Annotated in this window: 31 protein-coding genes; 16 read left to right on the top strand and 15 right to left on the bottom strand. The window is 66.2% G+C overall.

The genetic code is table 11. The annotated features are described in order from the left end of the window. Window positions 1-68: 68 nt before the first annotated feature. Window positions 69-983, bottom strand: a complete 915-nt coding sequence (locus tag BSQ44_RS21665; RefSeq protein WP_072607160.1) for an N-acetylmuramidase domain-containing protein — start codon at window positions 981-983, stop codon at window positions 69-71. A 122-nt stretch (window positions 984-1,105) separates the two neighbouring features. Between BSQ44_RS21665 and trhO the strand changes: the two genes are divergently transcribed. Genes trhO through BSQ44_RS21650 form a run of 3 tightly spaced genes read left to right on the top strand, consistent with a single transcriptional unit; the run spans window position 1,106 to window position 3,118 of the window. Further along, a complete protein-coding gene (trhO, locus tag BSQ44_RS21660) occupies window positions 1,106-2,077 on the top strand; it encodes an oxygen-dependent tRNA uridine(34) hydroxylase TrhO (protein WP_072607159.1) in 972 nt (323 codons plus the stop codon). Between the two features lie 40 nt (window positions 2,078-2,117). After that, the gene (locus BSQ44_RS21655; protein ID WP_072607158.1) at window positions 2,118-2,321 is read left to right on the top strand and encodes a hypothetical protein; all 204 of its coding nucleotides are present in this window, start codon (window positions 2,118-2,120) and stop codon (window positions 2,319-2,321) included. A 53-nt stretch (window positions 2,322-2,374) separates the two neighbouring features. Further along, window positions 2,375-3,118: a tellurite resistance TerB family protein gene (locus BSQ44_RS21650; protein WP_072607157.1), complete on the top strand. Its 744-nt coding sequence runs from the start codon at window positions 2,375-2,377 to the stop codon at window positions 3,116-3,118. A gap of 27 nt (window positions 3,119-3,145) precedes the next feature. On the opposite strand, the gene BSQ44_RS21645 is transcribed toward BSQ44_RS21650, so the two are convergent. Next, entirely contained in the window at window positions 3,146-3,778 is a 633-nt protein-coding gene (locus BSQ44_RS21645) for a TetR/AcrR family transcriptional regulator (RefSeq protein WP_210187896.1), read from the bottom strand. A 152-nt stretch (window positions 3,779-3,930) separates the two neighbouring features. Between BSQ44_RS21645 and BSQ44_RS21640 the strand changes: the two genes are divergently transcribed. The 4 genes from BSQ44_RS21640 to BSQ44_RS21625 all read left to right on the top strand — a co-directional run bounded on the left by BSQ44_RS21640 (window position 3,931) and on the right by BSQ44_RS21625 (window position 8,152). Continuing rightward, a complete protein-coding gene (locus BSQ44_RS21640; protein ID WP_072607156.1) occupies window positions 3,931-4,368 on the top strand; it encodes an ABA4-like family protein in 438 nt (145 codons plus the stop codon). A gap of 34 nt (window positions 4,369-4,402) precedes the next feature. Next, window positions 4,403-5,239 (top strand): hypothetical protein, encoded by an 837-nt coding sequence (locus tag BSQ44_RS21635; RefSeq protein WP_072607155.1) that lies wholly within the window; start codon window positions 4,403-4,405, stop codon window positions 5,237-5,239. Window positions 5,240-5,450: 211 nt separating this feature from the next. Continuing rightward, a complete protein-coding gene (locus tag BSQ44_RS21630; protein ID WP_072607154.1) occupies window positions 5,451-6,206 on the top strand; it encodes an SDR family oxidoreductase in 756 nt (251 codons plus the stop codon). A gap of 167 nt (window positions 6,207-6,373) precedes the next feature. Continuing rightward, window positions 6,374-8,152, top strand: a complete 1,779-nt coding sequence (locus BSQ44_RS21625) for an SLC13 family permease (protein ID WP_072607153.1) — start codon at window positions 6,374-6,376, stop codon at window positions 8,150-8,152. Here BSQ44_RS21625 and BSQ44_RS21620 read toward each other — a convergent pair. From BSQ44_RS21620 to BSQ44_RS21610, 3 genes are read right to left on the bottom strand one after another with little or no spacing between them, the layout of a single operon-like run. After that, window positions 8,140-9,327 (bottom strand): pyridoxal phosphate-dependent aminotransferase, encoded by a 1,188-nt coding sequence (locus BSQ44_RS21620; protein ID WP_072607152.1) that lies wholly within the window; start codon window positions 9,325-9,327, stop codon window positions 8,140-8,142. The two genes, BSQ44_RS21625 and BSQ44_RS21620, sit on opposite strands and share 13 nt — an antisense overlap. A 2-nt stretch (window positions 9,328-9,329) precedes the next feature. Beyond that, on the bottom strand, window positions 9,330-9,704 hold the full coding sequence (locus BSQ44_RS21615) for a type II toxin-antitoxin system VapC family toxin (RefSeq protein WP_235633282.1): 375 nt from the start codon (window positions 9,702-9,704) through the stop codon (window positions 9,330-9,332). A gap of 33 nt (window positions 9,705-9,737) precedes the next feature. Next, complete coding sequence (locus tag BSQ44_RS21610) at window positions 9,738-10,004, bottom strand: type II toxin-antitoxin system VapB family antitoxin (RefSeq protein WP_072607150.1); 267 nt, start codon at window positions 10,002-10,004, stop codon at window positions 9,738-9,740. A 98-nt stretch (window positions 10,005-10,102) separates the two neighbouring features. Here BSQ44_RS21610 and BSQ44_RS21605 point away from each other — a divergent pair, with 98 nt between their 5' ends. From BSQ44_RS21605 to denD, 5 genes are all read left to right on the top strand, one after another. Further along, a complete protein-coding gene (locus BSQ44_RS21605) occupies window positions 10,103-10,786 on the top strand; it encodes a GNAT family N-acetyltransferase (protein ID WP_072607149.1) in 684 nt (227 codons plus the stop codon). 50 nt (window positions 10,787-10,836) lie between these two features. Next, window positions 10,837-11,775, top strand: coding sequence for a cation diffusion facilitator family transporter (locus BSQ44_RS21600; RefSeq protein WP_072607148.1), 939 nt, complete (start codon window positions 10,837-10,839; stop codon window positions 11,773-11,775). A 90-nt stretch (window positions 11,776-11,865) separates the two neighbouring features. After that, window positions 11,866-12,624: an SDR family oxidoreductase gene (locus tag BSQ44_RS21595; RefSeq protein ID WP_072607147.1), complete on the top strand. Its 759-nt coding sequence runs from the start codon at window positions 11,866-11,868 to the stop codon at window positions 12,622-12,624. Next, complete coding sequence (locus tag BSQ44_RS21590; protein WP_072607146.1) at window positions 12,624-12,824, top strand: hypothetical protein; 201 nt, start codon at window positions 12,624-12,626, stop codon at window positions 12,822-12,824. Before BSQ44_RS21595 ends, BSQ44_RS21590 begins: the two co-directional genes overlap by 1 nt. 3 nt (window positions 12,825-12,827) lie before the next feature. Then, complete coding sequence (denD, locus tag BSQ44_RS21585; protein ID WP_072607145.1) at window positions 12,828-13,790, top strand: D-erythronate dehydrogenase; 963 nt, start codon at window positions 12,828-12,830, stop codon at window positions 13,788-13,790. 15 nt (window positions 13,791-13,805) lie between these two features. Here denD and BSQ44_RS21580 read toward each other — a convergent pair whose 3' ends face one another. From BSQ44_RS21580 to BSQ44_RS21560, 5 genes are all read right to left on the bottom strand, one after another. Further along, window positions 13,806-14,324, bottom strand: coding sequence for a type II toxin-antitoxin system YhaV family toxin (locus BSQ44_RS21580; RefSeq protein ID WP_072607144.1), 519 nt, complete (start codon window positions 14,322-14,324; stop codon window positions 13,806-13,808). Next, complete coding sequence (locus tag BSQ44_RS21575; RefSeq protein ID WP_072607143.1) at window positions 14,321-14,641, bottom strand: type II toxin-antitoxin system PrlF family antitoxin; 321 nt, start codon at window positions 14,639-14,641, stop codon at window positions 14,321-14,323. Before BSQ44_RS21575 ends, BSQ44_RS21580 begins: the two co-directional genes overlap by 4 nt. Before the next feature lie 109 nt (window positions 14,642-14,750). Then, a complete protein-coding gene (locus BSQ44_RS21570) occupies window positions 14,751-15,842 on the bottom strand; it encodes a nickel/cobalt transporter (RefSeq protein ID WP_072607142.1) in 1,092 nt (363 codons plus the stop codon). A gap of 4 nt (window positions 15,843-15,846) precedes the next feature. After that, on the bottom strand, window positions 15,847-16,512 hold the full coding sequence (locus BSQ44_RS21565) for a DUF1007 family protein (protein ID WP_072607141.1): 666 nt from the start codon (window positions 16,510-16,512) through the stop codon (window positions 15,847-15,849). Between the two features lie 78 nt (window positions 16,513-16,590). Next, window positions 16,591-17,490: a LysR family transcriptional regulator gene (locus BSQ44_RS21560; protein WP_072607140.1), complete on the bottom strand. Its 900-nt coding sequence runs from the start codon at window positions 17,488-17,490 to the stop codon at window positions 16,591-16,593. A gap of 128 nt (window positions 17,491-17,618) precedes the next feature. Between BSQ44_RS21560 and BSQ44_RS21555 the strand changes: the two genes are divergently transcribed. Then, window positions 17,619-17,855, top strand: coding sequence for a DUF1902 domain-containing protein (locus BSQ44_RS21555; RefSeq protein ID WP_072608206.1), 237 nt, complete (start codon window positions 17,619-17,621; stop codon window positions 17,853-17,855). Next, window positions 17,856-18,053, top strand: coding sequence for a type II toxin-antitoxin system HicA family toxin (locus BSQ44_RS21550; RefSeq protein WP_072607139.1), 198 nt, complete (start codon window positions 17,856-17,858; stop codon window positions 18,051-18,053). It begins immediately after the preceding gene. 23 nt (window positions 18,054-18,076) lie between these two features. On the opposite strand, the gene BSQ44_RS21545 is transcribed toward BSQ44_RS21550, so the two are convergent. The 5 genes from BSQ44_RS21545 to BSQ44_RS21525 all read right to left on the bottom strand — a co-directional run bounded on the left by BSQ44_RS21545 (window position 18,077) and on the right by BSQ44_RS21525 (window position 22,382). Further along, window positions 18,077-19,258 (bottom strand): amidase, encoded by a 1,182-nt coding sequence (locus tag BSQ44_RS21545; protein WP_072607138.1) that lies wholly within the window; start codon window positions 19,256-19,258, stop codon window positions 18,077-18,079. 90 nt (window positions 19,259-19,348) lie between these two features. After that, entirely contained in the window at window positions 19,349-19,930 is a 582-nt protein-coding gene (locus BSQ44_RS21540) for an N-acetyltransferase (RefSeq protein ID WP_072607137.1), read from the bottom strand. Then, window positions 19,930-20,238, bottom strand: coding sequence for a type II toxin-antitoxin system TacA family antitoxin (locus tag BSQ44_RS21535; RefSeq protein ID WP_072607136.1), 309 nt, complete (start codon window positions 20,236-20,238; stop codon window positions 19,930-19,932). The genes BSQ44_RS21540 and BSQ44_RS21535 overlap by 1 nt, the downstream gene beginning before the upstream one ends. 100 nt (window positions 20,239-20,338) lie before the next feature. Next, a complete protein-coding gene (locus tag BSQ44_RS21530; RefSeq protein WP_072607135.1) occupies window positions 20,339-21,934 on the bottom strand; it encodes a PQQ-dependent sugar dehydrogenase in 1,596 nt (531 codons plus the stop codon). Further along, window positions 21,927-22,382: a DUF2231 domain-containing protein gene (locus BSQ44_RS21525; RefSeq protein WP_072608205.1), complete on the bottom strand. Its 456-nt coding sequence runs from the start codon at window positions 22,380-22,382 to the stop codon at window positions 21,927-21,929. The genes BSQ44_RS21530 and BSQ44_RS21525 overlap by 8 nt, the downstream gene beginning before the upstream one ends. A gap of 602 nt (window positions 22,383-22,984) precedes the next feature. Between BSQ44_RS21525 and odc2 the strand changes: the two genes are divergently transcribed. After that, window positions 22,985-24,118, top strand: a complete 1,134-nt coding sequence (odc2, locus tag BSQ44_RS21520; protein WP_072607134.1) for an ornithine/lysine decarboxylase — start codon at window positions 22,985-22,987, stop codon at window positions 24,116-24,118. Between the two features lie 129 nt (window positions 24,119-24,247). Next, the gene (locus BSQ44_RS21515) at window positions 24,248-24,832 is read left to right on the top strand and encodes a GNAT family N-acetyltransferase (protein ID WP_072607133.1); all 585 of its coding nucleotides are present in this window, start codon (window positions 24,248-24,250) and stop codon (window positions 24,830-24,832) included. Window positions 24,833-24,836 lie beyond the last annotated feature (4 nt).

Here is a 24,836-nt window from a genome sequence, read left to right as displayed (position 1 = left end):
CCGCGTTTCCTGTGATCGCATCCTATAACCCATCGCCCCGGCAACCAGAAGACCGGCCCCGGCGGAAATCAGGCGGCGCCGAAGAGCCGCGCCATGAAATCCCGAAGCCGCAGCCAGAAAGCGGTTTGCTCATCGTCCGCCGATTTGCCCCGGCGCAGCGCTGTCAACGTCTTCGGACCTGCGAAGCCGTCGGGCGAGAGGCCGGTCTCCTGCTGGAAGCGGCGGACGGCCGCCGCTGTCGCCGGCCCGAAGACGCCGTCGATGTCACAGTCCTGTCCAGCGGCGCACAACAGCATCTGGAGCTCGGTCACCGCGGCGCCACGCGCGCCGGTCTTGAGAACAGGACGGTCGTCCGGCGCCTTCTCCTTGCCGGAAGAGTCTTTCCCGGCTTTCCCGCCGGCCTTGCGGTGCCGTTCATAGGCGGCGGCGATCTTGGTGTCGTATCCGTACTTCTTGTAGGCCGGGCCGTTGTATCCCTTCGCGAAAGCCGCCCAGTCGCGCCGCTCGAGCGACGTACGCAGCCCGGCCCTTTCGATGTAGCGGACCATCAGTCTTGCCTGTCCCGCCACGCCGCTACGCGCTTCCTCGACCAGCGCCTCGACGTTCGCATAGCCGAGCCAGAGCCAGTGCGCGCCCATCACCTGGCCGAGGCCCCAAGAGACCGATTCCAGAGCGGCCTTCCGGTCGATGTCGCAGGCGCGTTCGAGCAGCGCCCAGCGGCCGGACTGCGTGCGCGGGTTCGCCACGCCGCCGGCCTTGGGGGAGGCGAGCCCGGCGGCACGAGCCTGTGCCTGTCTGGCGCCGGTGAGGCGCCGGTCGAAATAGTGGCCCTCGAAGCGAATCAGGGGCTCGCGCTTGCCGCCCATCGTGGCGAACGCCTTGCCGGCGCTCTCGACTTCCGCGACGGCCAGCAGCGCCGCGGGTTCGAGCCCCGCGTCCTCTGCCGCCCTGGCGATGCTTGCGATGGTTTCCTGTTCGAACATGCTCTGGCGCCCTCAACGATTGTTATCGAGGAATAATTTCCTATATGTGGGGCGGGCGTGGTCAGAATCCCTGGACATTTCTTCGCTTGCGCCAACAAGCCCAACGATCTAGGCGATGCGCCATGTCCGATCTGTCCACGCCTGCAGCCGGTTTCAAGGTCGCCGCGCTCTACCGTTTCTGCCGGTTGGGCGATCCGGCCGCGTTGCGCCAGCCGCTCAATTCGTTCTGCGCCGCCCGCGGCATCAGGGGAACGCTCCTGCTTGCTCGCGAAGGCATCAACGGCACGGTGGCCGGCCGCGACGCGGCGATCGACGAACTCCTGTCATGGCTCGGCGAGGAAGCCGGCATCGGCGATGCCGAGGTGAAGTTCAGCCGGGCGGACGAGATGCCGTTCCACAGGCTGAAGGTGCGGCTGAAGCGCGAGATCGTCACCATGGGTGTCGACGGCGTCGATCCGCTGGAGGATGTCGGCGCCTATGTCGATCCCGGCGACTGGAACCGCCTGATCGAGGACCCCGACACAGTCGTCATCGACACGCGCAACGCCTACGAGACGGCGATCGGCAGCTTCGCCGGGGCCGTCGATCCCGGTACCGCGAGCTTCCGCGAGTTCCCCGAATGGATCGAACGCAACCGCTCGTCGCTTGAGGGCCGCAGGATCGCGATGTTCTGCACCGGCGGCATCCGCTGCGAGAAGGCGACGTCCTACATGAAGTCGCTCGGGTTTTCCGACGTGCATCATCTCAAGGGCGGCATCCTTCGCTATCTGGAAGAGGTGCCGGCGGCGCAAAGCCGCTGGCGGGGCGAGTGCTTCGTTTTCGACGAGCGGGTGTCGGTCGTGCACGGTCTCGCGTTGGGCGAGGCGGAGCTCTGCCGTGCCTGTCGCCATCCTCTCACGCCGGCCGAGAAGGCTTCGCTGTTGTTCGAGGAAGGCGTCTCGTGCCCGCATTGCCACGACCGCCGCAGCGACGAGGACCGCGCCCGCTATGCCGAGCGACACCGCCAGGTGACGCTCGCCCGCGAACGCGGCGAGGCGCCCCACATCGGGCAGGGGCCCGTTGATCCGGATCAAGCCGTGCGCGGCCGCCGCTGATAGCTTGTGGTCATCGAGCCGGGAGCCTGCGGAGAAATCAATGTCGAAGATCAATCGCGCTTGGCATCGGGACCACAGGATGCCCAAGAACCCGACGGAGTTGCATCGCATCGCCTGGCACGCCGAGCACGCCCGCCATTGCGGCTGCCGCGGCATCGACGACGGCGTGGCGCAGCTGTTTCGCAAGCACGGTCTTCCGGTTCCCGCGCCGTTCTCCGGTCCGCCCGCTCCCGCAAACCGTTGAACCGCGGTCGGCCGCCGCCTATCTGTCCGGGACCATCACCCCGCGGAGGCACCATGTTCGATCCCAAGAAGCTGCTCAACGATCTGCTCGGTTCACAGGTGCCGGGCGTCGGAGGCACCGTGCGCGACAAGGCGGGGCAGGCGACTCAACTCGCCAAGGACAACCCGCTCGCGGCCGGCGCCATTGCCGCCGTCCTGCTCGGCACCGGCGCCGGACGCCAGGTTACCGGTTCGGTCCTCAAGATGGGTGGTCTGGCGGCCGTTGCCGGCCTCGCCTACAAGGCCTACCAGGACTACAAGGGCGGCGCGGAGCCCGCGACGACGGCCGCGGAAAAGCCGGAGCTTCTTGCGCCTCCCGCCAACACTGGCTTCGATCCCGCCGAAGCGCCGCAGGGCGAGGACGAGTTTGCGCTGACCCTCGTGCGCGCCATGATCTCGGCCGCCCGCGCCGACGGTCACATCGACGCCGAGGAGCGCGGTCGCATCGGCGACCGTCTCAAGCTCTCCGGTATGGGCGAGGAGGAAGGTGGCTTCCTGGTCCGGGAGCTCGAGCGCCCGGTCGATCTCGACGCCCTGGTCGCGTCCGCCACCACCGAAGCGCAGCGCGTGGAACTCTACACCGCCTCGCGCCTGGCGATCGAGCCCGAGACACGCGCCGAGCGCGGCTATCTTGACATGCTCGCCGGCCGTCTCCAACTGCCCGACGCGCTCGTCGACCACATCGAGGCAACCGTTTCCTCGGCCAAGGAACCCGCCGGTACCGCCGCGCCGGCCACCCCGCCGAAGTCGCCCTGGTAACAGGCGCCTCCGGGTAGTATCTTCCGCTCAGTCGGTTCCAGAGCGATGATCCGGAACCGCGCGCAGGATGATCTCGGCGAGCGCGCTCTCCCGCTCCTTGGTCGGCAGCGCCAGCAGCGGCTTCATACGATCCGACAGCAGGAGGTCGGCCAGGCCGTGCGTCGTCGCCCATACGGCCATGACGTCGTGCATCGCTTGTTGGTCGGCGTGCGGATCCAGCCCCCGAAGCTTGAAGATGTCCGCCACCAGGTGATCGAACCCGGCGCGCGCCGCCTGATCGAGGCGGGCGTCCTCGAAGTCGGTGCGAGTTGACGAGAACACCAGCCTGAAGAGCTCCGGGTTCTCGAGTGCGAAATCGATATAGCCGAGTCCCGAGGCGGCGAGTTGCGCGCGCGGCTCGGCCGGCGCCTTTGCCTGCCGCGCCTTCTGCATCGACAGGAACCGTTCGAAGCCGATCGCGGCAAGCGCGGTCAGCAGACCGTTCGCATCGCCGAAATGGTGCGCGGGCGCGGCATGCGACACGCCGGCGCGCTTGGCGCAGCCGCGAAGCGTGAACCCCTCGACGCCCTTCTCCCGAAGTTCAGCTTCCGCCGCCTTCAGCAGCGCCTGCGGCAGGTCGCCGTGATGGTAGCTGGTCTTCTGTTCTTCCGCTCCAGCCAATCCGTGCTCTCCCAGAAACCGTGCTCGCGAATGCCGTGAGCTCTGGCTCGTCCACGCCCCGACCCTTACGCTTGCAGAACGCATCTTGACAATGAAAAGTTCGGCGTTAATCTTGACGCTGTAAAGTTCGCCGGATCGCGAGGAAACCGAGCATGAGCCCCGACGCCATCTTCCAGTACGCCAACGGCCTGGCTCTCGTCGGCTGGGTGTTCCTCCTCGCCAGCCCCTTCGTTCCCCGCCTCGCCGACGCGGTCGCGGCCTACGGCATCCCTCTGCTTTTCGCGGCGGTCTATTCCGGGCTCGTGCTGGCGTTCTGGACCTCGGCCGAGGGCGGCTTCGACAGTCTCGCCAATGTCGCGGCGCTATTCCAAACCCCCGAAATGCTTCTCGCCGGCTGGCTGCACTACCTCGCCTTCGATCTCTTCGTCGGCGGCTGGATCGTGCGGAGCGCGCGGGACGCGAACGTGCCCTTCTGGATGGTCGTCCCGTGCCTGGCGGCGACCTTCCTGTTCGGACCGGCGGGGTTCCTCGCCTTCGTTGCCATCCGCCAGGCCCGCTCAGGCATGGCGTCGGCCGCCTCGGCCGCCTGATCGTCAATTTCCCTTCCCGCACCGGAGCAGGACCATGAACACGCTTGTGATGTCTCCACCCCGCGCATCGATCTCTCCCGACATCGCGCGAGAATTCTGGCGGCGCGAACCACGCTTCACCGCCGCGGCGTTCCTTCTCGTCGCTCTAGCCGTTCCGACCGCGATGGCTGGTCTCCTGGATGTGCGGACCCTTGCCGAGACGAACGCCTGGACCAAGCCGCTCAAGTTCGAGGCGTCGCTTGCCCTCTACCTTCTGACGCTGGCCTGGTTCGCCGGATATCTCCCGAAAGGCACGACCGGCCAGCGATGGTACCGCGTCTATTCCGCCTTCGTCGTCCTCATGATCTTCTTCGAGATGGTGTGGCTGATGGGCGCCGCGGCGGTCGGTGCGCCCTCGCATTTCAACCGCGAGGGAGGACTGCTCGAACTCGTCTATCCGCTGATGGGCGTCTTCGCCGTCGGGCTCACCTCGGCGACGCTGGTCTATGGACGGCTGATCGCGCGGGATGGGGATGCCATGCTTCCCCCGGCCTTCCGAAACAGCGTTTCGATCGGACTGACGCTCACCTTTTTCCTGACCATCGCCACCGCCGGATATCTGGCTTCGGGCGAGGGGCACCTGGTCGGCCGCGAGGCGACCGACGCGCGCGGCGTGCCATTGCTCGGCTGGGCAACCAACGGCGGCGATCTGCGCGTCGCGCACTTCTTCGCCACCCATGCGATGCATTTCATCCCCGCCTTCGGGCTCCTCGCTACGCTGCTTGCTCCGAAACCGGGTCTGCTCGCGGTGCGGCTGTTTTCGGTAGCCTATGCGGTCTTCGTCGCCGCGGTCCTGTTCCAGGCTGCGATGGGGTCGCCGTTTCCCGGGTGACACTGCAGGAAATCGCCGTTGCGCCACGCCTTAACCTTTCGTTAACCATGCCGGCGCATGATTCATCGCAGTCGGATCTGCTACTCCTCCTCCCAAGCAAGGTCCTGATCAGGGGCGGCCGCGAATGGCCGCCCTTCCTGTTTCGACGCCGCCCACGCTTGCGCTTCACCCGCCCCTCTGCAATGTGCTCCCCGAGCCAGAGGAGGGACTGATGGATACCAGCAAGGTGGCGATCGTTACCGGGGCCGGGAGCGGCATCGGCAAGGCCGCGGCGACAGCGCTCGTGGAAAAGGGCTGGAACACCGTCTTCACTGGACGCAGGCTGAACATCCTGGAAGAAGCGGTGGCCGCCGCCGGGCAGGGCGCAGGCAAGGCCCTTGCCATCGCCTGCGACGTCTCCAAGCCCGACCAGGTCGATGCCCTCTTCGACAAGGCCGCCGCCGAGTTCGGCCGCATCGATCTCCTGTTCAACAATGCCGGCATGGGCGCCAAGGGCATGCCCATCGACGAGATTCCGGTCGAGGTCTGGCTGGACGTCGTCAACGCCAATTTGACCGGCTCCTTCCTGTGCGCGCGCGCCGCTTTCCGCCACATGCGACGCCAGTCGCCCCAGGGCGGGCGCATCATCAACAACGGGTCGATCTCGGCCCATGCGCCGCGACCGGGGTCGGTGCCCTACACCACCACCAAGCATGCCATCACCGGGCTGACCAAGACACTTGCGCTGGACGGGCGGCCGTTCGACATCGCCTGCGGCCAGATCGACATCGGCAACGCGCTCACCGAGATGGCCGCTCCGATGACCAAAGGCGTTCCGCAGGCGAACGGCGAGATCGCCGTGGAAGCCACCATGGACGTGCGCCACGTCGCCGACGCTGTGCTGCACATGGCGAGCCTGCCGCTCGAAGCCAACGTGCTCTTCATGACCGTGATGGCCTCCGCCATGCCGTTCGTGGGGCGCGGCTGAGAACAGCCGGCTCCGTTCCGCCATCCTCGAAGAACGATTTTCTTCGACAAAGCCAGCGTCGTGCGTTCTTCTAGAGGGGCATGCCGGCGTGAGGGATCGGGAGGAACGTCGGTGCGTCGAAACCATTCCCTAGCCTGCCCTCGCCATCGGGCCGGAGATTGACTCGCATGTACTCCCTCATCGCCGGATACGAGCCCTATATCGCGCTCGCTCTCCTCGCTGGGCTGCTCGCCGCTTTCATCCTCGAGCGCTATCCGCCCGAGGTAACGGCAGCGGCCGGGGCCGCGGTGTTCCTGCTTCTCGGTCTCACCACGCCCGAGCAGGCCATGGACGCCTTCTCCAATCCGGCGCCGATCACCATTGCGGCCATGTTCGTCCTGTCGGGAGCGCTGGTGCGCACCGGCGTCCTCGAAAGCCTTGCCGACGCCCTCATCCAGCGCGCCACGCGCCGTCCCGCTTTCGCGGTCATGGCGCTGCTGTCAGGCGCTGTCGTGGCATCCGCCTTCATGAACAACACGCCGGTCGTGCTCATCCTGATCCCGATCGCGTTCCGGCTGGCACGCTCGCTCGACATCGCCGCCACGCGCATCCTGATCCCGATTTCCTACGCGGCGATCCTCGGCGGCACGTGCACGCTCATCGGCACCTCGACCAACATCCTCGTCGACGGCGTCGCCCGCGCGTCGGGACTGGAAGCCTTCTCGATCTTCGAGATCACGCCCATCGGCATTATCGCCGCGCTGACCGGGACGCTGGTGATGGTCGTTCTCGGCCGCTTCCTGCTTCCCGACCGGCGGGGTGAGAGCGACGCGGCGCTGAACGCCGAAACGGAGTTCCTGTCCGAAGCCACGGTGCGCAGCGACGGCCGCTACACGCAGCAGAAGATCGGACAGCTCTCCGAATTCAAGCGCTCGGGCCTGCGCATCCTCGGCCTGCGGAGCGGCGCCGACATCATTCGCGACGGCATCGACGACCGCGTCATGAAGAAGGGCGATTCGCTCATCTTCGTCGGCACCACCTCCGAAATCCTCACCCTCAACGAGAAGGCGGGCCTGCGCATCGGCATGCGCCGGGGTCAGGAGCGCTCCGGCGAGACCATCGCCGTCGAGGCGGTCGTTGCCCCGCACCGATCCACGGCGGGCGAACGCATCGTCGACCTCTCGCTCGGCCGCCGCTACGGCGTGCGCGTGCTCGGTGCCCACCGCCACCGGCACATCCCCGGGACGGACCTCGAAAGCGTCAAGCTGCGGCCGGCCGACAAGCTGCTTCTCGAAGGCCCGCCGGACAATTTCGACGCGCTCACCGAAGACGCCGACCTCGTCTCTGTGTCGCGGCCGAGCGGTCGGCCCTATCGGCGCGGCAAGGCGCCGATCGCGCTCTTCGCGCTCGCGGCCGTCGTGCTGCTCGCCGCTTTCAACGTCATGGACATCGGCATCCTGGCCATGCTGGCCGTCGCCGGCATTCTGGTGCTGCGCTGCATCGACAGCGACGAGGCCTGGAGTTCGATCGACGGGCCGATCCTGGTCCTGATCTTCTCCATGCTGATCATAGGGGCGGGGCTCGAACGCTCCGGCGGCGTCACCCTCGTGGTAAATGCGATCACACCCTATCTTTCCACGCTGCCGCCGCTCGCCACCCTGGTGGCGATCTACGTCATCTCGTCGGTCCTGACCGAACTCGTGACCAACAACGCGGTGGCGGTGCTGATCGCGCCGATCGCCATCGGGCTCGCCACCCAGATGGGCGTGGATCCCAGGCCCTTCCTCATCGCCGTCATGATCGGCGCGAGCGCCAGCTTCGCCACGCCGATCGGCTACCAGACCAACACGCTGGTCTACGGCGCGGGCAACTACCGCTTCTCGGATTTTCTCAAGATCGGCATCCCGATGAACGTCGCCATCGGCGTCGCCACCTGCGCGGCGATCTACTTCATCTACGACTTCTGAGTCGCGCCCGAACGGAGGAAATCGTCCATCCGGTCGATCGCCCTCAGGATGCTCTCCTCGGAATTGGCATAGGACAGCCGCAGGTAGCCCTCGCCGAGGATGCCGAAATCGGGGCCGCCGATCAGCGCCACGCTCTTGTCCTCCAGAAGCGCGGAAGCGAGCGGCTTCGCCTTCCAGCCGGTGTCCTTGATGTTCGGGAAGGCGTAGAAGGCGCCCTTCGGCGTGATGCACGAGACGCCGGGCAGGCTGTTCAGACCCTCCACGACGATCTTCCTGCGCCGGTCGAAGGCGCGCATCATCTTCTCCACCTCGTCCTGCGGGCCGTCTATTGCCGCGATGCCGGCATATTGCGAGGGCGCGTTGACGCAGGACCAGCAGTTCACCGCGAGCTTGCGGATCTTGTCGTAGAGTTGGTCCGGCCAGATCGACCAGCCCATGCGCCAGCCGGTCATCGCCCAGGTCTTGGACCAGCCGTTGAGCACGATCAGCCGGTCGCGGATCTCGGGATAGTTCAGGAGCGAATGATGCGTCTCTCCGTCATAGGTCATGACGTCGTAGATCTCGTCCGACAGCACCGCCACGTGCGGGTGCTTCTCCAGCCCGGCCACGAGCTTGTCGATCTCGGATTTCGGCGTCACGCCGCCGGTCGGGTTGGCCGGCGAGTTGACGATCAGGAGCCGCGTTTTCGGCGTGATCAGCGCCAGCGTCTCCTCGGCCGAGAAGGCAAAGCCGTTCTCCTCGCGGATCGGCACGGGAACCGGCGCAGCCCCCGTGAACTCGATCATCGAGCGATAGATCGGAAAGCCCGGGTCGGGATAGAGGATCTCCGCGCCCGGCTCGCCGAACAGCACGATCGTCGCATACATGGTCGGCTTGCCGCCCGGCAGGATGACGACGTTCTCCGGCGAGACCTCGATGCCGGTGGTCGTCATCGTGCGCCGCACGACCGCCTCGCGCGTCGCCAGGAGGCCGGTCGCGGGCGTGTACCCATGATGGCCGTCGCGCAGTGCCTTGATCGCGGCTTCCACGATGTGCTCCGGCGTACGGAAGTCGGGCTGTCCGATGCCGAGGTTGATGACGTCCTTGCCCTGGGCGGCGAGCAGCGTCGCGCGCGCCAGCACGGCGAACGCGTTTTCCTCGCCGATGCGGTCGAAGGCGGCGACGGTATGGAGCATGATCAGGTTTCCAGTGAGAGGGCGGGTGTGATGTCGGTATGGACGAAGTCGTCGCCGACGAACAGGAGCGGCAGGTCGCGTTGCTTGGCGACGGCATAGACGAGACAATCGCCGAAATTCAGCCGGGCGGGGTGGCCGGAGCCTTTGCCGTAGAAACGCGCTGCGGTGGTCGCGGCATCGATCACGCCCTCGGTAAGATCGGCGCTGCCGTAGGCGGGAATGCTCGTGAACCTGCGAAACCATTCGAAAAAGTCATTGCCGGGCCGGCGAAGCAGTGCCGCTTCGACCCGGCAACTGGCAGGAATGAAAATGCGAGTCGCCCGCGCGAGAGCCTGCGCACAAGGTCCCGCGGCTTCTTCATTGCGGTAGATCGCCACGAAGGCGGACGTGTCTGCCACGAGTTCCATCGGCTATTTCAGATCGTCGCCGAAGATGGAATCCATTTCCTCTTCGAGGTCGGCCCATGTCGTTCCATCGTCCGGCGGCGGATAACGCTTTCTCAGATCGGCCATGAAAGCCAGTCGGCGCTGCACTTCCTCTTCGGAAACTCTGGTGGGCTGCTGCACGGCCTCCCTCTCCGCCAGCCGACGTATCACGGCACTCGGCCCTTCGCCGGTGCGGCGGCCGATCCTGCGGATCAGCTCTTCCGTTTCCTTGTTGCGGATGGTGATGGCCACCGGTGCCGTTTCCTCTGGCTCAGCAGGCTCGCGCGATCTGGCCGCACGCGATGTGGAAGCATATGCTGCTATGCTTCCGTCTTCAAGGAGACATCGACATGACCGACCTCTCCAGGTGGACCCCGCGTGCCCGGCCGGCCCGCGCGCCGATAGACGGCCGCTATGTCCGCCTCGAGCCGCTGTCGGCCGATAGGCACGGCGACGACCTGTTCAGGGCAGCGACCGAGGGAAACGCGGACGATCGTTTCCGCTGGCTGTTCGAGACCACGCCGCCCGACCGGGCAGATTTTCAGGTCTGGCTCGCGAAGGTCGAGTCGAGCGAGGATCCGTTGTTCTTCGCCGTGATCGACAAGGCGAGTGGCGAGGCCGTCGGGCGCCAGACGCTGATGCGCATCGATCCGGCGCACGGGGTCATCGAGATCGGCAACATCCACTGGGGCCCGCGCATGCAGCGGTCCCGGCTTGCGACCGAGGCCTTCTTCCTCTTCGCCCGCCACGTCTTCGACGATCTCGGCTACCGCCGCTACGAATGGAAGTGCAACGACCGCAACGAGCCCTCCAAGCGCGCCGCCCTCCGGTTCGGCTTCACCTTCGAGGGCGTGTTCCGGCAGCACATCATCGTGAAGGGCGAAAACCGCGACACCGCCTGGTTCTCGATCATCGACGGCGAATGGCCGGCACTACGCGCCGCATTCGAGGCGTGGCTCGATCCGCGGAATTTCGACCCGGACGGCCGGCAGAAGCGCCGTCTGGAAGACATCCGCGCGCAGGCGCGGGAATAGTATAACGCGCGATCGCTGATGTAAGACCTGCCGGACGAAAGGCAGGAACCATGGCACATAGTCACGATCACCACGGCCACGACCACCATGGCCGCGGCCACGCTCACGGCGCGAACAAGACGCGCATGCTGATCGCCGCGGTCCTGACCGGCGGCTTCATGGTCGCCGAGGCCGTGGGCGGCATCCTCACCGGATCTCTGGCGTTGCTGGCGGATGCCGGCCACATGCTCACCGATTCCGTGTCGCTCGCCTTCGCGTGGTACGCCTTCCATCTCGCCGAGCGCAGCGCCACCAGCCGCCTCACCTACGGCTACGACCGCCTCAAGACGCTGGTGGCCTACACCAACGGGCTGACCATCTTCGCGATCGCCGCCTGGATCGTCTGGGAGGCCTGGGACCGCTTCAGCGATCCGAGCCCGGTGCTCGGTCGGCCAATGCTGGTTATCGCGCTTCTGGGGCTGGCCATCAACATCGGCGCCTTCCTGGTGCTCCACGGCGGCAGCCGCGAGGATCTCAACATGCGCGGCGCGCTGTTGCACGTGATCGGCGACCTGCTCGGGTCGGTCGCCGCGCTCGTGGCCGCCGGCGTCATCCTCGCCACCGGCTGGTACCCGATCGACCCCATCCTGTCGGTGCTGGTGGCGCTCCTGCTCTTCCGCAGCGCCTGGGGGCTGGTCCGCGACGCCGGCCACGTGCTCCTGGAAGGCACGCCGCTAAGCATGGACCGCGACCGCATCGCCCGCGACATCGAGGCCAACGTCGAGGGCGTGCGCGAGATCCACCACATGCACGTCTGGTCGCTCGACGGGACGCGCAACATGGCGACGCTGCACGCCTGCCTGGTTGAGGAGACCGACAGCCATGCCGCCATCGGCGCCATCAAGTCCCGCCTGTCCGAGCACCACGGGATCGGCCATGCGACCGTCGAACCCGAATTCGGCCGCTGCGCTGATCACGGCGTGAAGGACAAGCAAAGACATGGCTCGTAGCGGGATGGGCTTTGCCTTCCGGGCCGCGGCGATTTACGAACATCTCCACGGTCCGAACGAACCGATGTGAGCATCACGGGAGGGAAAATCATGGCCGGAAGGCTCAAGGGCAAGGTCGCGGTCGTCACGGCCGCGGGGCAGGGGATCGGGCGCGCGATCGCGGAAGCGTTCGTGGCTGAAGGCGCGACGGTGCACGCGTCGGACCTCGACCGCGACAAACTCGCGGATCTGAAGCGCGCGAAGAAGGCGAAGCTCGACGTGCGATCCACCAAAGCGGTGGAAGCCTACGCGGAAAAAATCGGCGGCATCGACATTCTGGTCAACGTGGCCGGCTTTGTCCATCACGGGACCGTGCTCGACTGCGAGGAGAAGGACTGGGATTTCTCCTTCGACCTCAACGTCAAATCCATGCACCGCATGATCCGCGGCTTCCTTCCCGGCATGCTGGCGCGGGCGAAGGAACAGGGCAGCTCCGGCTCGATCATCAACATGTCCTCGGGCGCCTCCTCGATCAAGGGCGCGCCGAACCGCTACGTCTACGGCGCCACCAAGGCGGCCGTCATCGGGCTGACCAAGTCCGTCGCCGCCGATTTCGTCCGCCAGGGCATCCGCTGCAACGCGATCTGCCCCGGCACCGTACATTCGCCGTCCTGGGAGACGCGCGTCGAGGATCTGGGCAAGACCGTGGGCGGCAAGGACAAGGCGATGGAGATCTTCGTCTCGCGCCAGCCGATGGGTCGCGTCGGCAAAGCGTCCGAGATCGCGGCGCTGGCGCTCTACCTCGCGTCGGACGAATCCGCCTTCACCACCGGCACCGCGATTCCGATCGACGGCGGCTGGACGCTCTGATGGATACCAAGACCCGCAATGCGGCAATTGCCGCGGCAATCATCCTCGGCGGCTTCGGGCTCGTCGCCTTCTTCATGCCGACGATCATGCTCGCTGTCGGCGAAACCTCGCCGGTCGCGGCGGGCCTCATCGCAGTGCTCTTCGTCGCGGCCTTCTTCGGCGTGTTCTGGCTGCGCGGGCGCAGCAAGCGGGAGGACTGAACCATGCGCATCCTGATCACCGGCGCGGCCGGCATGATCGGCCGCAAGCTGACCGGGCGTCTGGTCGCGGCGGGCGAACTGAACGGCAAGCCGATCGCGGAACTCGTCCTGCACGACATCGTCGCGCCCGAAGCCCCCGATCTCCCCGGCGCGAAGATCACCACCCTCACCGGCGACCTCGCCGACGACGGCGCCGCGGAGCGGCTGGTCGGTTTCAAGCCCGACGTCGTCTTTCATCTCGCCGGCGTGGTCTCGGGCGAGGCCGAAGCCGATTTCGAAAAGGGTTACCGCGTCAATCTCGACGGCACGCGCGCGCTGTTCGAGGCGATCCGCCATGCCGGCATCGCGCCGCGCGTCGTCTTCACCTCCTCCATCGCCGTGTTCGGCGCGCCGTTCCCTGACGTGATCCCCGACGAGTTCCACCCGATCCCGCTCACCTCCTACGGCACGCAGAAGCTGATGTCGGAGGCGCTTCTGACCGACTATAGCCGGCGCGGCTTCTTCGACGGCATCGGCATCCGCCTGCCCACCATCTGTGTGCGTCCCGGCAAGCCCAACAAGGCCGCCTCCAGCTTCTTTTCCGGCATCATCCGCGAGCCCCTCGCGGGCCAGCCGGCGATCCTGCCCGTGCCGCGCTCCGTGCTGCACACCCATGCCAGCCCGCGCGCGGCCGTCGGCTTCCTCGTCCATGCCGCCGGCCTCGATGGCGAGAGCGTCGGCCCGCGCCGCAATCTCACCATGCCCGGCGTCGCCGTCACCGTCGGCGAGCAGATCGAAGCACTCGCCCGCATCGCCGGGCCGGATACGGCAAGGCTCATCCGCGAGGAACCGGACGCGACGATCTGGGCGATCGTGAAGAACTGGCCAACACGCTTCTCCGCGGATCGTGCCCGCACGCTGGGCTTCGCGGCGGAACAAAGCTTCGACGAGATCGTCCGCGCCCATATCGAGGACGAACTCGGGTAGGGCGCACGGATCGATCTACTCGTCGAGCGACGACTTCATGGTGTCGGCAAACCGTGACGCCGAGCCCTTCGCTGCCGCCAACAGCTCTTTGAAATCGTCGGGCGGATTGCCGTTGTCGAGCATGTTCCTGAATGTTGCGTAGGCGTCATTCCTGCTGCCGTATGCGCGCAGGGTGCGGTCGTCGTTCACCCATGCGACCACGATGATCCTGCTCGCGCTGTCGAACCGGAAGAAGAGCCGGTACTGCTGGAAAAATTTCGCCCTGAACCAGTGCTTGCGGGCACTGCCCAGCGTGCCGCCCTGCCGGAACTGCGCGGCTGCCGGGTCGACGGGTATGTCGCTTGTGACAAGCCGGGTTATCGCCGCCAGTCGCTTCGTACAGTTCTTGCTCCGATAATTCGCGGGGTCCCGCGCCTTGTATGCCTCGACCTCCTCGACCAAGTCCTGAAGCTGCCCCAGGAACAAGGGATGCGCATAGATCGACCATCCGTTGACGCTGAGCGGCGGCTGGCGCGCTGGTGCGGGCTTCTTCAATCGTCGTCCGCGGAGAGCGGCTCGTCGAGATCGACATCGATGTCACCGACGAGCGCCTGCAGCCGATCGCGAAGCGTCCCGCCGAAAGCCTCCAGCCGCTCGGGATGGGTCCTGATGTCGGTCTCGATGAAGTCGAGAAAAGCCCCGAGCGCCGGGTCGGCCTCGTCCCGCACCGCTTCGATGTACACCCGGCCGGTCTCGTCGGTGCGGTAGCGGATCTGGTCGCCCTTCGCGAGCTTCAACTGCCTGCGCACGCTGCTCGGCACCGTGGTCTGGTAGCGGTCGGTGAGCTTGGATGTGTCTTCGGCAAGCGCCATTGTCTCTACCCGGCCCTTCGAAGGTTGGTCATCGCGGCAAAGGTAATGCAAATGCATTGCCGAGACAAGGCAAGCGCTTCAATTCCCTGCGCCCGGCTCGCCGGAAGACTTACGCCTGCAAGCTCGCCGCGAGCAGCATCAGCCCCAACAGAAAAACAAGCGCCGCGCCGCCGATCTCGATGGCCGCGTGGATCGTATTGCCCGTGCGCCCGTCCCCGGCGAGCGCGACGGCCCAGTTCTTGGCCGTGACGGCGAGCGTCGCCAGCGCAGAGACCGTGATCGCGGTGCCTATCGACATGGCGAGCACGGAGACGATGCCGCCGAGCCAGAGCCCGTTGAGGAAGGCGAAGGTTAGAACGATCAGCGCGCCCGAGCAGGGGCGCAGGCCGACGGCCGCGACCGCCGTCCATGCGGTGCGCCAATCGAAGCGGTCGCCCGAAATCAGCGCCGGGTCCGGCGCGTGGCTGTGGCCGCAGGTCTCGCAGACCTCGCCCGCGGCATGGTGGTGATGATCGTGATGGTGGCCGTGGCCGTGATGATGATCATGCGCATGATGATGATCCTGCGCATGGTGATGGCCGGCAGAATGATCATGCGCGTGCGAGGCGGCGGCCGAAAGGCTGTGCGCCGGCGCCTTGCCCGACAGGCGCGCGAAGCGGGGCCGGAGCTTCTGCCAGAGCAGCCAGGCGCCGAAGAGCGTGATCAGGGCATAGCTCGCGATCTCCAGAAACCATGTCGCGTCGGTCATCGACACCGAGGTGCCGCGCAGCACGAGGAACACCAGCCCGACCATGACGACCGCGCTGGCGCCCTGGAGAAGAGCGGAGACGAAGGACAGGAGGATGCCGCGACGCAGCGCCACCTCGTTGGCCAGCATGTAGGACGAGATCACCGCCTTGCCGTGGCCCGGTCCGGCGGCGTGGAAGACGCCGTAGGCGAAGGAGAGCCCGACCAGCACCCAGAGCCTGGACCCGTCCTCGCGCATCGCCTTCAGCGCGCCGGTCAGGGCGCGGTAGAACGCCTGCTGCTGTACGTTCACCCAGTTCAGAAACCCGCCGAAGAGGCCGGTCTGCGGCAGCATCGCCTCGTTGGTGCCGATGCCGAGCGAGCTCTGCGCATGCGCGTGCCCGAGAAGATGCGTCAGGACATAGGTCAGCGCCAGAACGGCGAAGACCGAGCGCGTGAGCCTCGGGTTCCTCATGGCGTCAGCCCTGTCCGTTGCAGGTGATTTCCAGCTTGGTGGCGAATATGTTGCCGTAGTCGGTTCCCGCCGGGTCGTTGAAGAATGCCTCGGTCAGCGTCGACTGGTTCTGGGCGAGCGCCTCGTCGGGATCGGGGCGGATCACCGCCCGATCGCATCCGTCAGGAAGATTATCGATCGACATGTTCGCGTCCTCGACGAAATCGATCGCGGTGTAGAAGGTGGGATCGTAGACGCCGAAATCCACCTTGCCAGCGAGTTTCAGCGGGTCGGCGGGCTCGGATTCGAACAGGATGATCAACTGGCCGTCGTCGTAGTTCGCCATCAGATTGGCCGGCGGCTTCATGGCAACCGGCTTGTCGTTCGACCGCACGACCTGGAAGTAGTCGAACTCGCCGATGGAATCGAAGACGGTCTTGGAGACCTCCGCCAATTCGGCGTCGTCGAGCTTCAGGTCGCTGTTGGCGTCGAATTCCAGCAGCACCGTGCTGGAGAAGAGATCGTCGAACCGCCACAGGTGCCGCAGCGAGGAAACGTCGCCCTGCGGCGACACCACGACGTCGAGGCGTGCTTCCGCGAAGATGTGCGGGTGGGCAAGTGCGGGAGAAGCCAGGGCGAAGCCTGCGAGCATGGCGGCAGCAGGAACGGTCGTTCGCGAAAAGGGTCGCATCGGTTCCACGGCGAACAGGTGTTGATTTGGCCGCCGGTCGTCTACCATAAAACCGGCGAAATTGGGACTGTCGCCGGCTCACCCGCCGTCATTGTCCTTGAACCACTGCACGAGGAAATCCACGAACACCCTGACCTTGGCCGGCAGGTAGCGCCGGTGCGGATAGACGGCGAAGATGCCGGCGCCGGTCAGCATCCTGTCCTCGAGCAGGGTCTGGAGCCGGCCCGCCTCGATCTCGGGCGCGGCGATGAAATCGGGCAGGATGGCGTAGCCCAGGCCCGAAACAGCGGCGGCGCGGGCCGAAAGTGGACTGTTCACCTCGATCGGGCCGGAAACCGCAACCGAGATCATCTCGCCATTGTCGCCCTTGAAGGGCCAGTTCGCCAGCCAGCGTCCGTTGGTGTCGATGATGCAGGGGCGCGACGACAGATCCTGCGGTCGCTTCGGTGCGCCGGTACGCGCGATCAGCTCCGGCGAGGCGCAGACTTTTACGGAGAAGGGCGCCAGCCGGCGGGCGATGAGCGAGGAATTCTCGAGTCTCGAAATGCGGATCGCCAGGTCGAAGCCTTCCTCCACCAGATCGACGAAACGATCGTCGAGGTTGATGTCGAGCACGATGTCGGGATGCGCCAGCGCGAAGTCGATCAGCGACTGCCCGATCGGCGCATCGGCGAAGGTGCGCGGCGCGGAAAGCCTGATCCGTCCGCGCACGTCGCCGGAGGATTCGCGCACCGTGTCGGCGAGGCTGTCGATCTCGCGGATGATCTCGTTGGCGCGCTTGTAATAGGTGTGCCCCGCCTCGGTCAGCGAGAACTGCCGCGTCGTGCGGTTCAGGAGCAGCGCCCCGAGTTCGTCCTCCAACTCGCGCACGTACTTCGAAAGCAGCGCCTTCGACCGTCCGATCTTGCGCGCCGCCGCCGAAAACCCTTCCGCCTCGACGACGTCGATGAAGGCGCGCATGCGGGTCAGCGTGTCCATGCGGATGCTCCGTCATTTGAGACCATGGAGATTTGGTCGCATGAACCGGCATTGCGCCGCTGCGAAATCCGGGGGTATCCAGTTCGCGCGCCCGACGTGATATGAAGACACCCACGATCGGAGCGGACATGTCGAAGCCAACAATCTTCACCATCTCGGCCGTATGGGACGACGAGGCGTCTGTCTGGAGCGGACACTGCGACGACATACCGGCCGCCGCCGATGCCGCGACGCTCGACGAGCTTCTGGCAAAGATGTCGGCGATGGCGCTCGACCTGTTGCCGGACAATCATCCCGAACTGGACCGTTCTTCGGTCTTCCTGCAGATCACGGCGCTCCGCGAGGCGGAGCGTTCCGCGGCTTGAATGGCGCCGCAGTTCGACAAGGCGCTCCGCAAGCTCCTGTCGGAGGCAGGCTGTGAGCTCGTTCGCCAGGGCAAGGGTAGCCACGAGATCTGGCGCAGCCCGATCACGGCGCAGAACTTTGCGGTGCCTGTCGGCATTCCGAGCCGGCACACCGCGAATGCGATCCTGCGGCAGGCCGGGCTGCCGAAGGCGTTCTAGCCGCACGCAATTTCTCGGCGCCTTCACCCCGCTTCCCCCAGTAAGGCACGCCCCATCCCGATCAGCGCCATGTCGCTCCCGGCAGGACCAAGCAGCGAGATGCCGAACGGCGCGCCGTCGACCGTGCCGAGCGGCAGCGTGATCTGGGGAAAGCCGGAGAGGCCGGACAGGCAGAGCAGCCGCAGCGCCCGCTCGCGGTAGGTTTGCAAATCGTCAAACGTCGCGTTCTTCAGCGGCGCAGCACCCGGCACCGTCGGCATCACCAGGATGCCGTCGTCGCCCAGCATCTGCGCGAACTCCTCCCGGAAGGCGTTTCGCCGGGCCGTCTCGGACGCGAAGGTCGCCGCGTCGATCGTCGATCCGAACTCGAAGCGTTCCCTCACTCCGGGTCCGAGCCGGCGGTCTGCGGCCGAGATCCAGGGGCCGTGCACCTGCCACGCTTCGTGGGACTGGATCTTGCGAAAGCACCAGTAGAGGTCGTCGATAGAATGGGAAAGCGGCGGCGACGTCTCCGGCGCGTCGATCGTGGCCGCGACCTTCTCCACCATGCGCGCGTATTCCGCCTCCTCCGCCGGGCCGAGTAGGAGGTCGTCGAGCGCGGCGAGCCGGAAGAGTTTTCCCTCCCGCCGCGCCGGCGCGCCCAGCAGCACCTCGCCAACCGTCTCGTAGGTCCCGATGTCTTTGGCGAACCATCCGAACGTGTCGAGGCTCGGCGCCAGCGGCATTGTGCCTTCGAGCGAAATCGCGCCGTGGGTGGTGCGCAGTCCGACCAGTCCGCAGAAGCTCGCCGGCGCGCGGATCGAGCCGCCCGTGTCGGAGCCGAGCGCGATGTCGGCCAGCCCTCCTGCCACCGCCGCTGCCGAACCCGAAGACGAGCCGCCGGTCACGCGGTCGGGCGCGGCCGGATTGACCGGAAACGGATAGTGGGCGTTCTGCCCCATCAGCGAAAAGGTCAGCTCGTCAGTCTGCGTCCGGCCGACGAAGTTCGCGCCCGCATCGAGCAGGGCCTGCACGGCCGGAGCCGTGCTTGCCGCGGCGACCGCCTCTGCGAGCTTCTGCGGATTGCCCCCGCCGGTCTTCTGGCCGGCGATGTCGAATATGTCCTTTATTGCCAGCGTCAGCCCCGCCAGCGGCCCCTCCGGCGCGTGTGGCACCTCCGGGTAATCATGGTCGAGAAAGGCGTTGTAGGAATCTCGCTGCCGCATGGGTGGTCCGCAAGTGTGAACGATGAGACGAACATCGTTCAATGCGTCGCAATGCGCAAGGCGCGGCGCCTCCGATCAGGCGATGCCCGGTCACGCATCCCCGCCTTCCGGGTCGGAGGTTTCCGCTTCTTCCGAAAGCAATGCCCGCACCGTCGCGACCGGCAGGAACATCCTCAGGGGATTGGAAACGAGCGCGGTGAAGCCGTAACTTTCGTAGAGCGCCTTTCGGCGAGCGACCCGCGCCGGATCGCCGCAATCCAGCACGTCGAGCATCACTACCGCTATCCCGACCTGATCTGCCGCTCTGGCAATTCGTCTAAGCGCATCGACCAGGAGATCGCCGCCGAAGCCTTGGCCCCGAAACTTTCCGTCCCGCCCGATCATAGAGATGTAGGCTGCCGGAATGCTGCCGTGGGATGGTCGGGCACGCGAAAACCTCTTCGGCAACTCGTCGTGATGCACAGCATGGGCATTGATCGCGTAGAATCCCACCACCAATCCGTCGGGCGCGATCATTACGTATAGCCGGACGTTTCCGGCCTTGGCGAGCTTGTTGGCGGTCTTGCGGAAATAGTTGTCGACCTGCTCGATGCCGCACGAAAAAGCCGTTCGATCGTGCCTGTCGGGATCGAACGGCTCGATGAGGAAGGACGCGGCGCCTTCCTCGGGCATCACCTGGAAACGATGGTATCGCGATGCCGCCGGAAAGCAGCTCGCAAGGTCTCCGTGGGCTCCGGCGCTGAGTCCAAGGCGGTGAAGAACGCCTCGTAATCCGCCGGCTTCAGCATGGTATGTTCGTGCGCCGCGATGGTCTCCATCGCGGCCTGATAGGCGGCATTCATCGTGAAAGTGGAATCGTCCACTCCCGACAGCGCCGCGGCCTGCTGGATGGCCTCCTTGATGCGCGGCTTGGTGCGGAAGTTCATCCGCGCGTCGCTGCGCTCATCGACCAGTTTGGAAGTATCAACGAACCCGAGCATGACATTCTCCTGTCATTGCCGTATGTACGCCAGATCGGCGTACATGGCAAGCTCAAGGTTCAACCAGTGCGGAGCCGCATCCTCGCCGCCCGCGACAACCTCAGTCCTCCTCCGGAATCACCGCCGGAGCGACTTCCGTCTGCGCCGGGCGCGGTCCGTCTGCGTTGCCGGATGGTTCCTGCCCGTTCATCTCCTCGTCGGCCGGCGCAGCTGCGTCGGTGGAGGGTTCAGTCGCCTTGGGTGCGGCGGCGTCCTGATTCGTCGGTGCGGGGAGGGCGGCCGGCGCCGTCTCTTCGGCGGCATCGTTCGACCCGATCGCGCTGGTGGCGACCGGATCCTCGCCCACCGGCTCGCGCGTGATGGAGCCGTCGGCGGAGGCCACGCGCCACACCGTGTTGCCGGCGTCGTCCGCCACCAGCAATGCGCCGGTACCGTCGATCGTCACGCCCACCGGCCGGCCGTGCGCCTGGTCGCCGTTTATGAACCCGGTCACCACGTCCTGCGCCTTGCCCGAAGGCTTGCCGTTCTCGAACGGGATGTAGACCACCTTGTAGCCGTTGAAGGAGTCGCGGTTCCAGCTGCCGTGCTCGCCGACGAACGCACCGCTGCGATACTGTTCGGGCAGCACCGATCGATAGGTAAAGGTCATCCCGAGCGGCGCCACGTGGCTCGACAGCGCGTAGTCCGGCGATATCGCCTTCTCGACCATGTCGGGCCGTTCGGGCTTCACGCGCGGATCGACATGCTGCCCGAAGTAGCTCCAGGGCCAGCCGTAGAACGCGCCTTCCTTCACGGATGTCATGTAGTCGGGCACGAGGTTCGGGCCAAGTTCGTCCCGCTCGTTGATGACGGCCCAGAGTTCGCCGCTGTCGGGATTGAAGGTAAGGCCGTTGGGGTTGCGCAGGCCCGACGCGAAGACACGCGAAGCGCCGGTCTCGCGGTCGATCTGCCAGATCGCGGCGCGACCCTTCTCCGCCTCGATACCGTTCTCGACAATGTTGGAGTTCGAGCCGACCGAGGCGTAGAGATACTTGCCGTCCGGGCTCAGCACCAGGTCCTTGGTCCAGTGGTGGTTGATCGGGCCCCCGGGAAGCGGCGTCAGCACCTTGGGTTCGGCAGTGATGCTCGCGGCGCCCAGTTCATAGGGGTATGCGAGCACTGCCTCGGCGGAGGCGACATAGAGCGTGCCGTCGTACCAGGCGACGCCAAAGGGCGAGGCGAGGTCGGTCAGGAGGTCGTGCGTCTCGTCCACGGTGCCGTCGCGATCCGTGTCGCGCAGCAGGGTGATCTTGTTGCTCTCTTTCTGCTCGCCTCCGCCGCCATGCGCCATCGACATGATGAATCCGCGAATCACGTCCTTCGGCCGCGAGACGGGTTTGCCGGAGGGGCCGCGCGACTGGATCACCAGAACGTCGCCGTTCGGCAGGGTGTGCACGTTGCGCGGGTTGGCCAGGCCGGTGGCATAGGCGGTGACCGTGAGACCTTCGGGCACCGTCGGTGTCTGGCCTTCGCCCCAGCCGATCACCTCGGCGATCTTCATCTCCGCGATCAGCCCGGGGTTCGGTTCGGGCAGCACGGGATCGGGGCCCATCTGCTGCGTCACGTCGAAATCCTGGGCGTGGCCCAGGCTTGCCGGCGCGAATGCCAGGCAGACGCTGGCGAGAAGGGTGCGGGTGAAAAACGATCTGCTACGCATGGTGGGACACTCCAGCGCCGTGGCGGTAGACCATCGACCGGCCGAGCCAGTCCGTGATGATCATGACGACGACGGTTATGACGGAAAGCGTGAGGCCCCACGGAACGATCGCGGTCCAGCCGTCGCCGGCATGGACCAGGCTGTTGAGCAGGGCGAGGACGAGGACGACGACGCTGCCGATGACGTGCAGCCAGGCCGGCCGGCTGGCGCGAATCGCGGGCCGCACGGCAAAGTCGATGATGCCGACGATCACCGCGAGCGCGCCGAACACCAGGCCGGCAAAAAGCAGCCATGAGGAAAAATTCTGCCACATCAGGTTGAACGTACGCCAGTAGGCGATGTCCGTCAGAAGCGTGAGGGTGAAGCAGACAACGGGGAATTGCACGAACGTCGAATAGATCGGCTGTCCGCCGACCGCGACTGTGCTTCTTGTTTCGAGGGGAGCCATGATCACACCTTCTTTCAACGTGTAAGGCGAGTCCGTCCACTACGGGCGAGTTGCCGATTGGTTCCCTGCCGCGGCCCTTTCTGCGGCAATCCGCCCGCTGGGAAATTTCTCGCCCGATCCTCGATTTTTTCATTGATTGTGAAGGCCCTCGCGCATATATCCCGGCTGCCCAAAGTCGCACGTGCCTGTGGGCGTCCGCCGGTCCCTCGAATGGCGAGGACATCGGTAAGGTAACCGGAGTTAACCCCTCCGGTCGGTTCGACGGCCAACCGCCGATCCGAGGACGCCTTGAAGCAACGACGGTGCGGGCCTTTCTGGTTCTCTTCCGGTTGTCCAAAGACCGGGGTTACTGAAGAGGCACACCATCATTGCCGACAGTGCGGACGGGGCTCCCTTCCAAAGCTGAGGCAGACAAAGCGAGCGCCGGCTGAACAGCCGTCACTCATCGCCGCGCAAAGCGGGTTCCTGGTACCGGCGTCTCCACCGGCCGGATCCTCGACTCTCGCTTTTCGCACTTTGTCCGAACCGCTCTTCGACCGGCCGTGCGCCGGCGGGGCGGAGCCCGATTGCGCGCGCCCGAAAGGCGCGATTGGAGAGACCCGATGGCCACCCAGCGTATCCTCGACTTCCTCGCCACCCGCCGCCCGAACGGCCCCTGCCTCGTCGTCGACCTCGACGTCGTGCGCGACAATTTCCATGCCTTCGAGAAGGCGCTGCCCGACAGCCGCATCTTCTACGCGGTGAAGGCAAACCCGGCACCGGAAGTCCTGCGCCTGCTCGCGACCCTCGGCTCGTCCTTCGACACCGCGTCGGTCGCCGAAGTCGAGATGGCGCTCGATGCCGGCGCGACCGCCGACCGCATTTCCTTCGGCAACACCATCAAGAAGGAGCGCGACATCGCGCGCGCCTTCGACCTCGGCATCCGCCTCTTCGCGGTGGACTGCGTCGAAGAGGTCGAGAAGATCGCCCGCGTCGCCCCCGGCGCTCGCGTCTTCTGCCGCGTGCTCACCGACGGCGAGGGCGCCGAATGGCCGCTCAGCCGCAAGTTCGGCTGCGTGCCGGCCATGGCCGTCGACGTCCTGCGCCACGCCAAGGCGCTCGGCCTCGATCCCTACGGCGTCTCCTTCCACGTCGGCTCGCAGCAGTGCGACCTGACTGCGTGGGATCGCGCGCTGGGCGATGCCAAGCGCGTCTTCGCCACGCTCGCGGAAGAGGGAATCGTGCTCAAGATGGTCAACATGGGCGGCGGCTTCCCGACCCGCTACCTGCGCGACGTGCCGGTAGCGGAAGCCTATGGCCGGGCGATCTTCTCGTCGCTCAAGAAGCACTTCGGCAACCAGTTGCCCGAGACCATCATCGAGCCGGGCCGCGGCATGGTCGGGAATGCCGGCGTCATCAAGTCGGAGGTCGTTCTGATCTCCAAGAAGTCGGCAGAGGACAAGGTGCGCTGGGTCTATCTCGACATCGGCAAGTTCGGCGGCCTGGCCGAGACCATGGACGAGGCCATCCGCTACCCGATCGTCACCCCGCACGACGGCGGCGAGGTCGCTCCTTGCGTGCTCGCTGGTCCGACCTGCGATTCGGCCGACGTCATGTACGAAAAGACCCCGTACCCGCTGCCGCTGTCGCTCACCATCGGCGACGAGGTGCTGATCGAGGGCACCGGTGCCTACACCACCACCTACGCCTCGGTCGCCTTCAACGGCTTCGAGCCGCTCCGATCCTACGTGATCTGACGGCTCGCGAGAGCCGCCAGATCACCCCCGTCGCCGGTCGTTAAGGCCGGCGCCGGGTTCGCTCGTGGACTTTTTCTCCGCTTGTGAAGGATCGCGGATATGAACTTCGAAACTGCAGTAGCCGGTGACATGCATGTGACGGCGCTCTCCCCCTCGAGGGAGGCGATCGGCAGCGTCACGATCGCAAGCGAACAGCCCGCCGACGTCGTGCAGCGCGAGGCGCTGCTCGACCGTGCCATGGGACCGATGCGCAAGCGCAAGTCGTCGGAAAAGCTGCGGCGCGGCCGCAAGCCGTCGGAGGGCCTCGCCTTCTCGGCCAGGGACCCCGAGGGTCGTCTGATCGGCACCGTGCGGCTGTGGGACGTGAGCGTCGGCGATTGCCGCGCGCCCGCTCTGCTGCTCGGCCCGCTCGCCGTCGATCCCGCGCTGAAGTCCGCCGGGCTCGGCACGGCCCTGATGAACCACGCCATCGCCGAGGCACGCCGCCTCGGCCACGGCGCCATCCTGCTCGTCGGCGATGCGCCCTACTACGCCCGCTTCGGCTTCTCGGCTGAAAAGACCGACGCTCTCGCCATGCCCGGCCCCTACGAGAAGGACCGCTTCCTGGCGCTGGAACTGATCGAGGGTTGGCTCGACGGCACGAAGGGCGTGCTGAAGGCGTCGGGGAGGAAGATCGTCAGATCAGGCGCATCGCGCCGGGCCATGGCCGCCTAGGCCG

Origin of the sequence: Aquibium oceanicum (genome assembly GCF_001889605.1) — a bacterium.
GTDB lineage: Bacteria > Pseudomonadota > Alphaproteobacteria > Rhizobiales > Rhizobiaceae > Aquibium > Aquibium oceanicum.
This window is presented reverse-complemented; position numbering and strand designations above follow the sequence as displayed.

What these genes read in the sequence shown, in the direction of transcription:
- BSQ44_RS21665 (WP_072607160.1), bottom strand. Translation starts at nt 983, where the DNA reads ATGTTCGAACAGGAAACCATCGCAAGCATCGCCAGGGCGGCAGAGGAC.
- trhO (WP_072607159.1), top strand. Translation starts at nt 1,106, where the DNA reads ATGTCCGATCTGTCCACGCCTGCAGCCGGTTTCAAGGTCGCCGCGCTC.
- BSQ44_RS21655 (WP_072607158.1), top strand. Translation starts at nt 2,118, where the DNA reads ATGTCGAAGATCAATCGCGCTTGGCATCGGGACCACAGGATGCCCAAG.
- BSQ44_RS21650 (WP_072607157.1), top strand. Translation starts at nt 2,375, where the DNA reads ATGTTCGATCCCAAGAAGCTGCTCAACGATCTGCTCGGTTCACAGGTG.
- BSQ44_RS21640 (WP_072607156.1), top strand. Translation starts at nt 3,931, where the DNA reads ATGAGCCCCGACGCCATCTTCCAGTACGCCAACGGCCTGGCTCTCGTC.
- BSQ44_RS21635 (WP_072607155.1), top strand. Translation starts at nt 4,403, where the DNA reads ATGAACACGCTTGTGATGTCTCCACCCCGCGCATCGATCTCTCCCGAC.
- BSQ44_RS21630 (WP_072607154.1), top strand. Translation starts at nt 5,451, where the DNA reads ATGGATACCAGCAAGGTGGCGATCGTTACCGGGGCCGGGAGCGGCATC.
- BSQ44_RS21625 (WP_072607153.1), top strand. Translation starts at nt 6,374, where the DNA reads ATGTACTCCCTCATCGCCGGATACGAGCCCTATATCGCGCTCGCTCTC.
- BSQ44_RS21620 (WP_072607152.1), bottom strand. Translation starts at nt 9,327, where the DNA reads ATGCTCCATACCGTCGCCGCCTTCGACCGCATCGGCGAGGAAAACGCG.
- BSQ44_RS21605 (WP_072607149.1), top strand. Translation starts at nt 10,103, where the DNA reads ATGACCGACCTCTCCAGGTGGACCCCGCGTGCCCGGCCGGCCCGCGCG.
- BSQ44_RS21600 (WP_072607148.1), top strand. Translation starts at nt 10,837, where the DNA reads ATGGCACATAGTCACGATCACCACGGCCACGACCACCATGGCCGCGGC.
- BSQ44_RS21595 (WP_072607147.1), top strand. Translation starts at nt 11,866, where the DNA reads ATGGCCGGAAGGCTCAAGGGCAAGGTCGCGGTCGTCACGGCCGCGGGG.
- BSQ44_RS21590 (WP_072607146.1), top strand. Translation starts at nt 12,624, where the DNA reads ATGGATACCAAGACCCGCAATGCGGCAATTGCCGCGGCAATCATCCTC.
- denD (WP_072607145.1), top strand. Translation starts at nt 12,828, where the DNA reads ATGCGCATCCTGATCACCGGCGCGGCCGGCATGATCGGCCGCAAGCTG.
- BSQ44_RS21575 (WP_072607143.1), bottom strand. Translation starts at nt 14,641, where the DNA reads ATGGCGCTTGCCGAAGACACATCCAAGCTCACCGACCGCTACCAGACC.
- BSQ44_RS21570 (WP_072607142.1), bottom strand. Translation starts at nt 15,842, where the DNA reads ATGAGGAACCCGAGGCTCACGCGCTCGGTCTTCGCCGTTCTGGCGCTG.
- BSQ44_RS21565 (WP_072607141.1), bottom strand. Translation starts at nt 16,512, where the DNA reads ATGCGACCCTTTTCGCGAACGACCGTTCCTGCTGCCGCCATGCTCGCA.
- BSQ44_RS21560 (WP_072607140.1), bottom strand. Translation starts at nt 17,490, where the DNA reads ATGGACACGCTGACCCGCATGCGCGCCTTCATCGACGTCGTCGAGGCG.
- BSQ44_RS21555 (WP_072608206.1), top strand. Translation starts at nt 17,619, where the DNA reads ATGTCGAAGCCAACAATCTTCACCATCTCGGCCGTATGGGACGACGAG.
- BSQ44_RS21550 (WP_072607139.1), top strand. Translation starts at nt 17,856, where the DNA reads ATGGCGCCGCAGTTCGACAAGGCGCTCCGCAAGCTCCTGTCGGAGGCA.
- BSQ44_RS21545 (WP_072607138.1), bottom strand. Translation starts at nt 19,258, where the DNA reads ATGCGGCAGCGAGATTCCTACAACGCCTTTCTCGACCATGATTACCCG.
- BSQ44_RS21540 (WP_072607137.1), bottom strand. Translation starts at nt 19,930, where the DNA reads ATGCCCGAGGAAGGCGCCGCGTCCTTCCTCATCGAGCCGTTCGATCCC.
- BSQ44_RS21535 (WP_072607136.1), bottom strand. Translation starts at nt 20,238, where the DNA reads ATGCTCGGGTTCGTTGATACTTCCAAACTGGTCGATGAGCGCAGCGAC.
- BSQ44_RS21530 (WP_072607135.1), bottom strand. Translation starts at nt 21,934, where the DNA reads ATGCGTAGCAGATCGTTTTTCACCCGCACCCTTCTCGCCAGCGTCTGC.
- BSQ44_RS21525 (WP_072608205.1), bottom strand. Translation starts at nt 22,382, where the DNA reads ATGGCTCCCCTCGAAACAAGAAGCACAGTCGCGGTCGGCGGACAGCCG.
- odc2 (WP_072607134.1), top strand. Translation starts at nt 22,985, where the DNA reads ATGGCCACCCAGCGTATCCTCGACTTCCTCGCCACCCGCCGCCCGAAC.
- BSQ44_RS21515 (WP_072607133.1), top strand. Translation starts at nt 24,248, where the DNA reads ATGCATGTGACGGCGCTCTCCCCCTCGAGGGAGGCGATCGGCAGCGTC.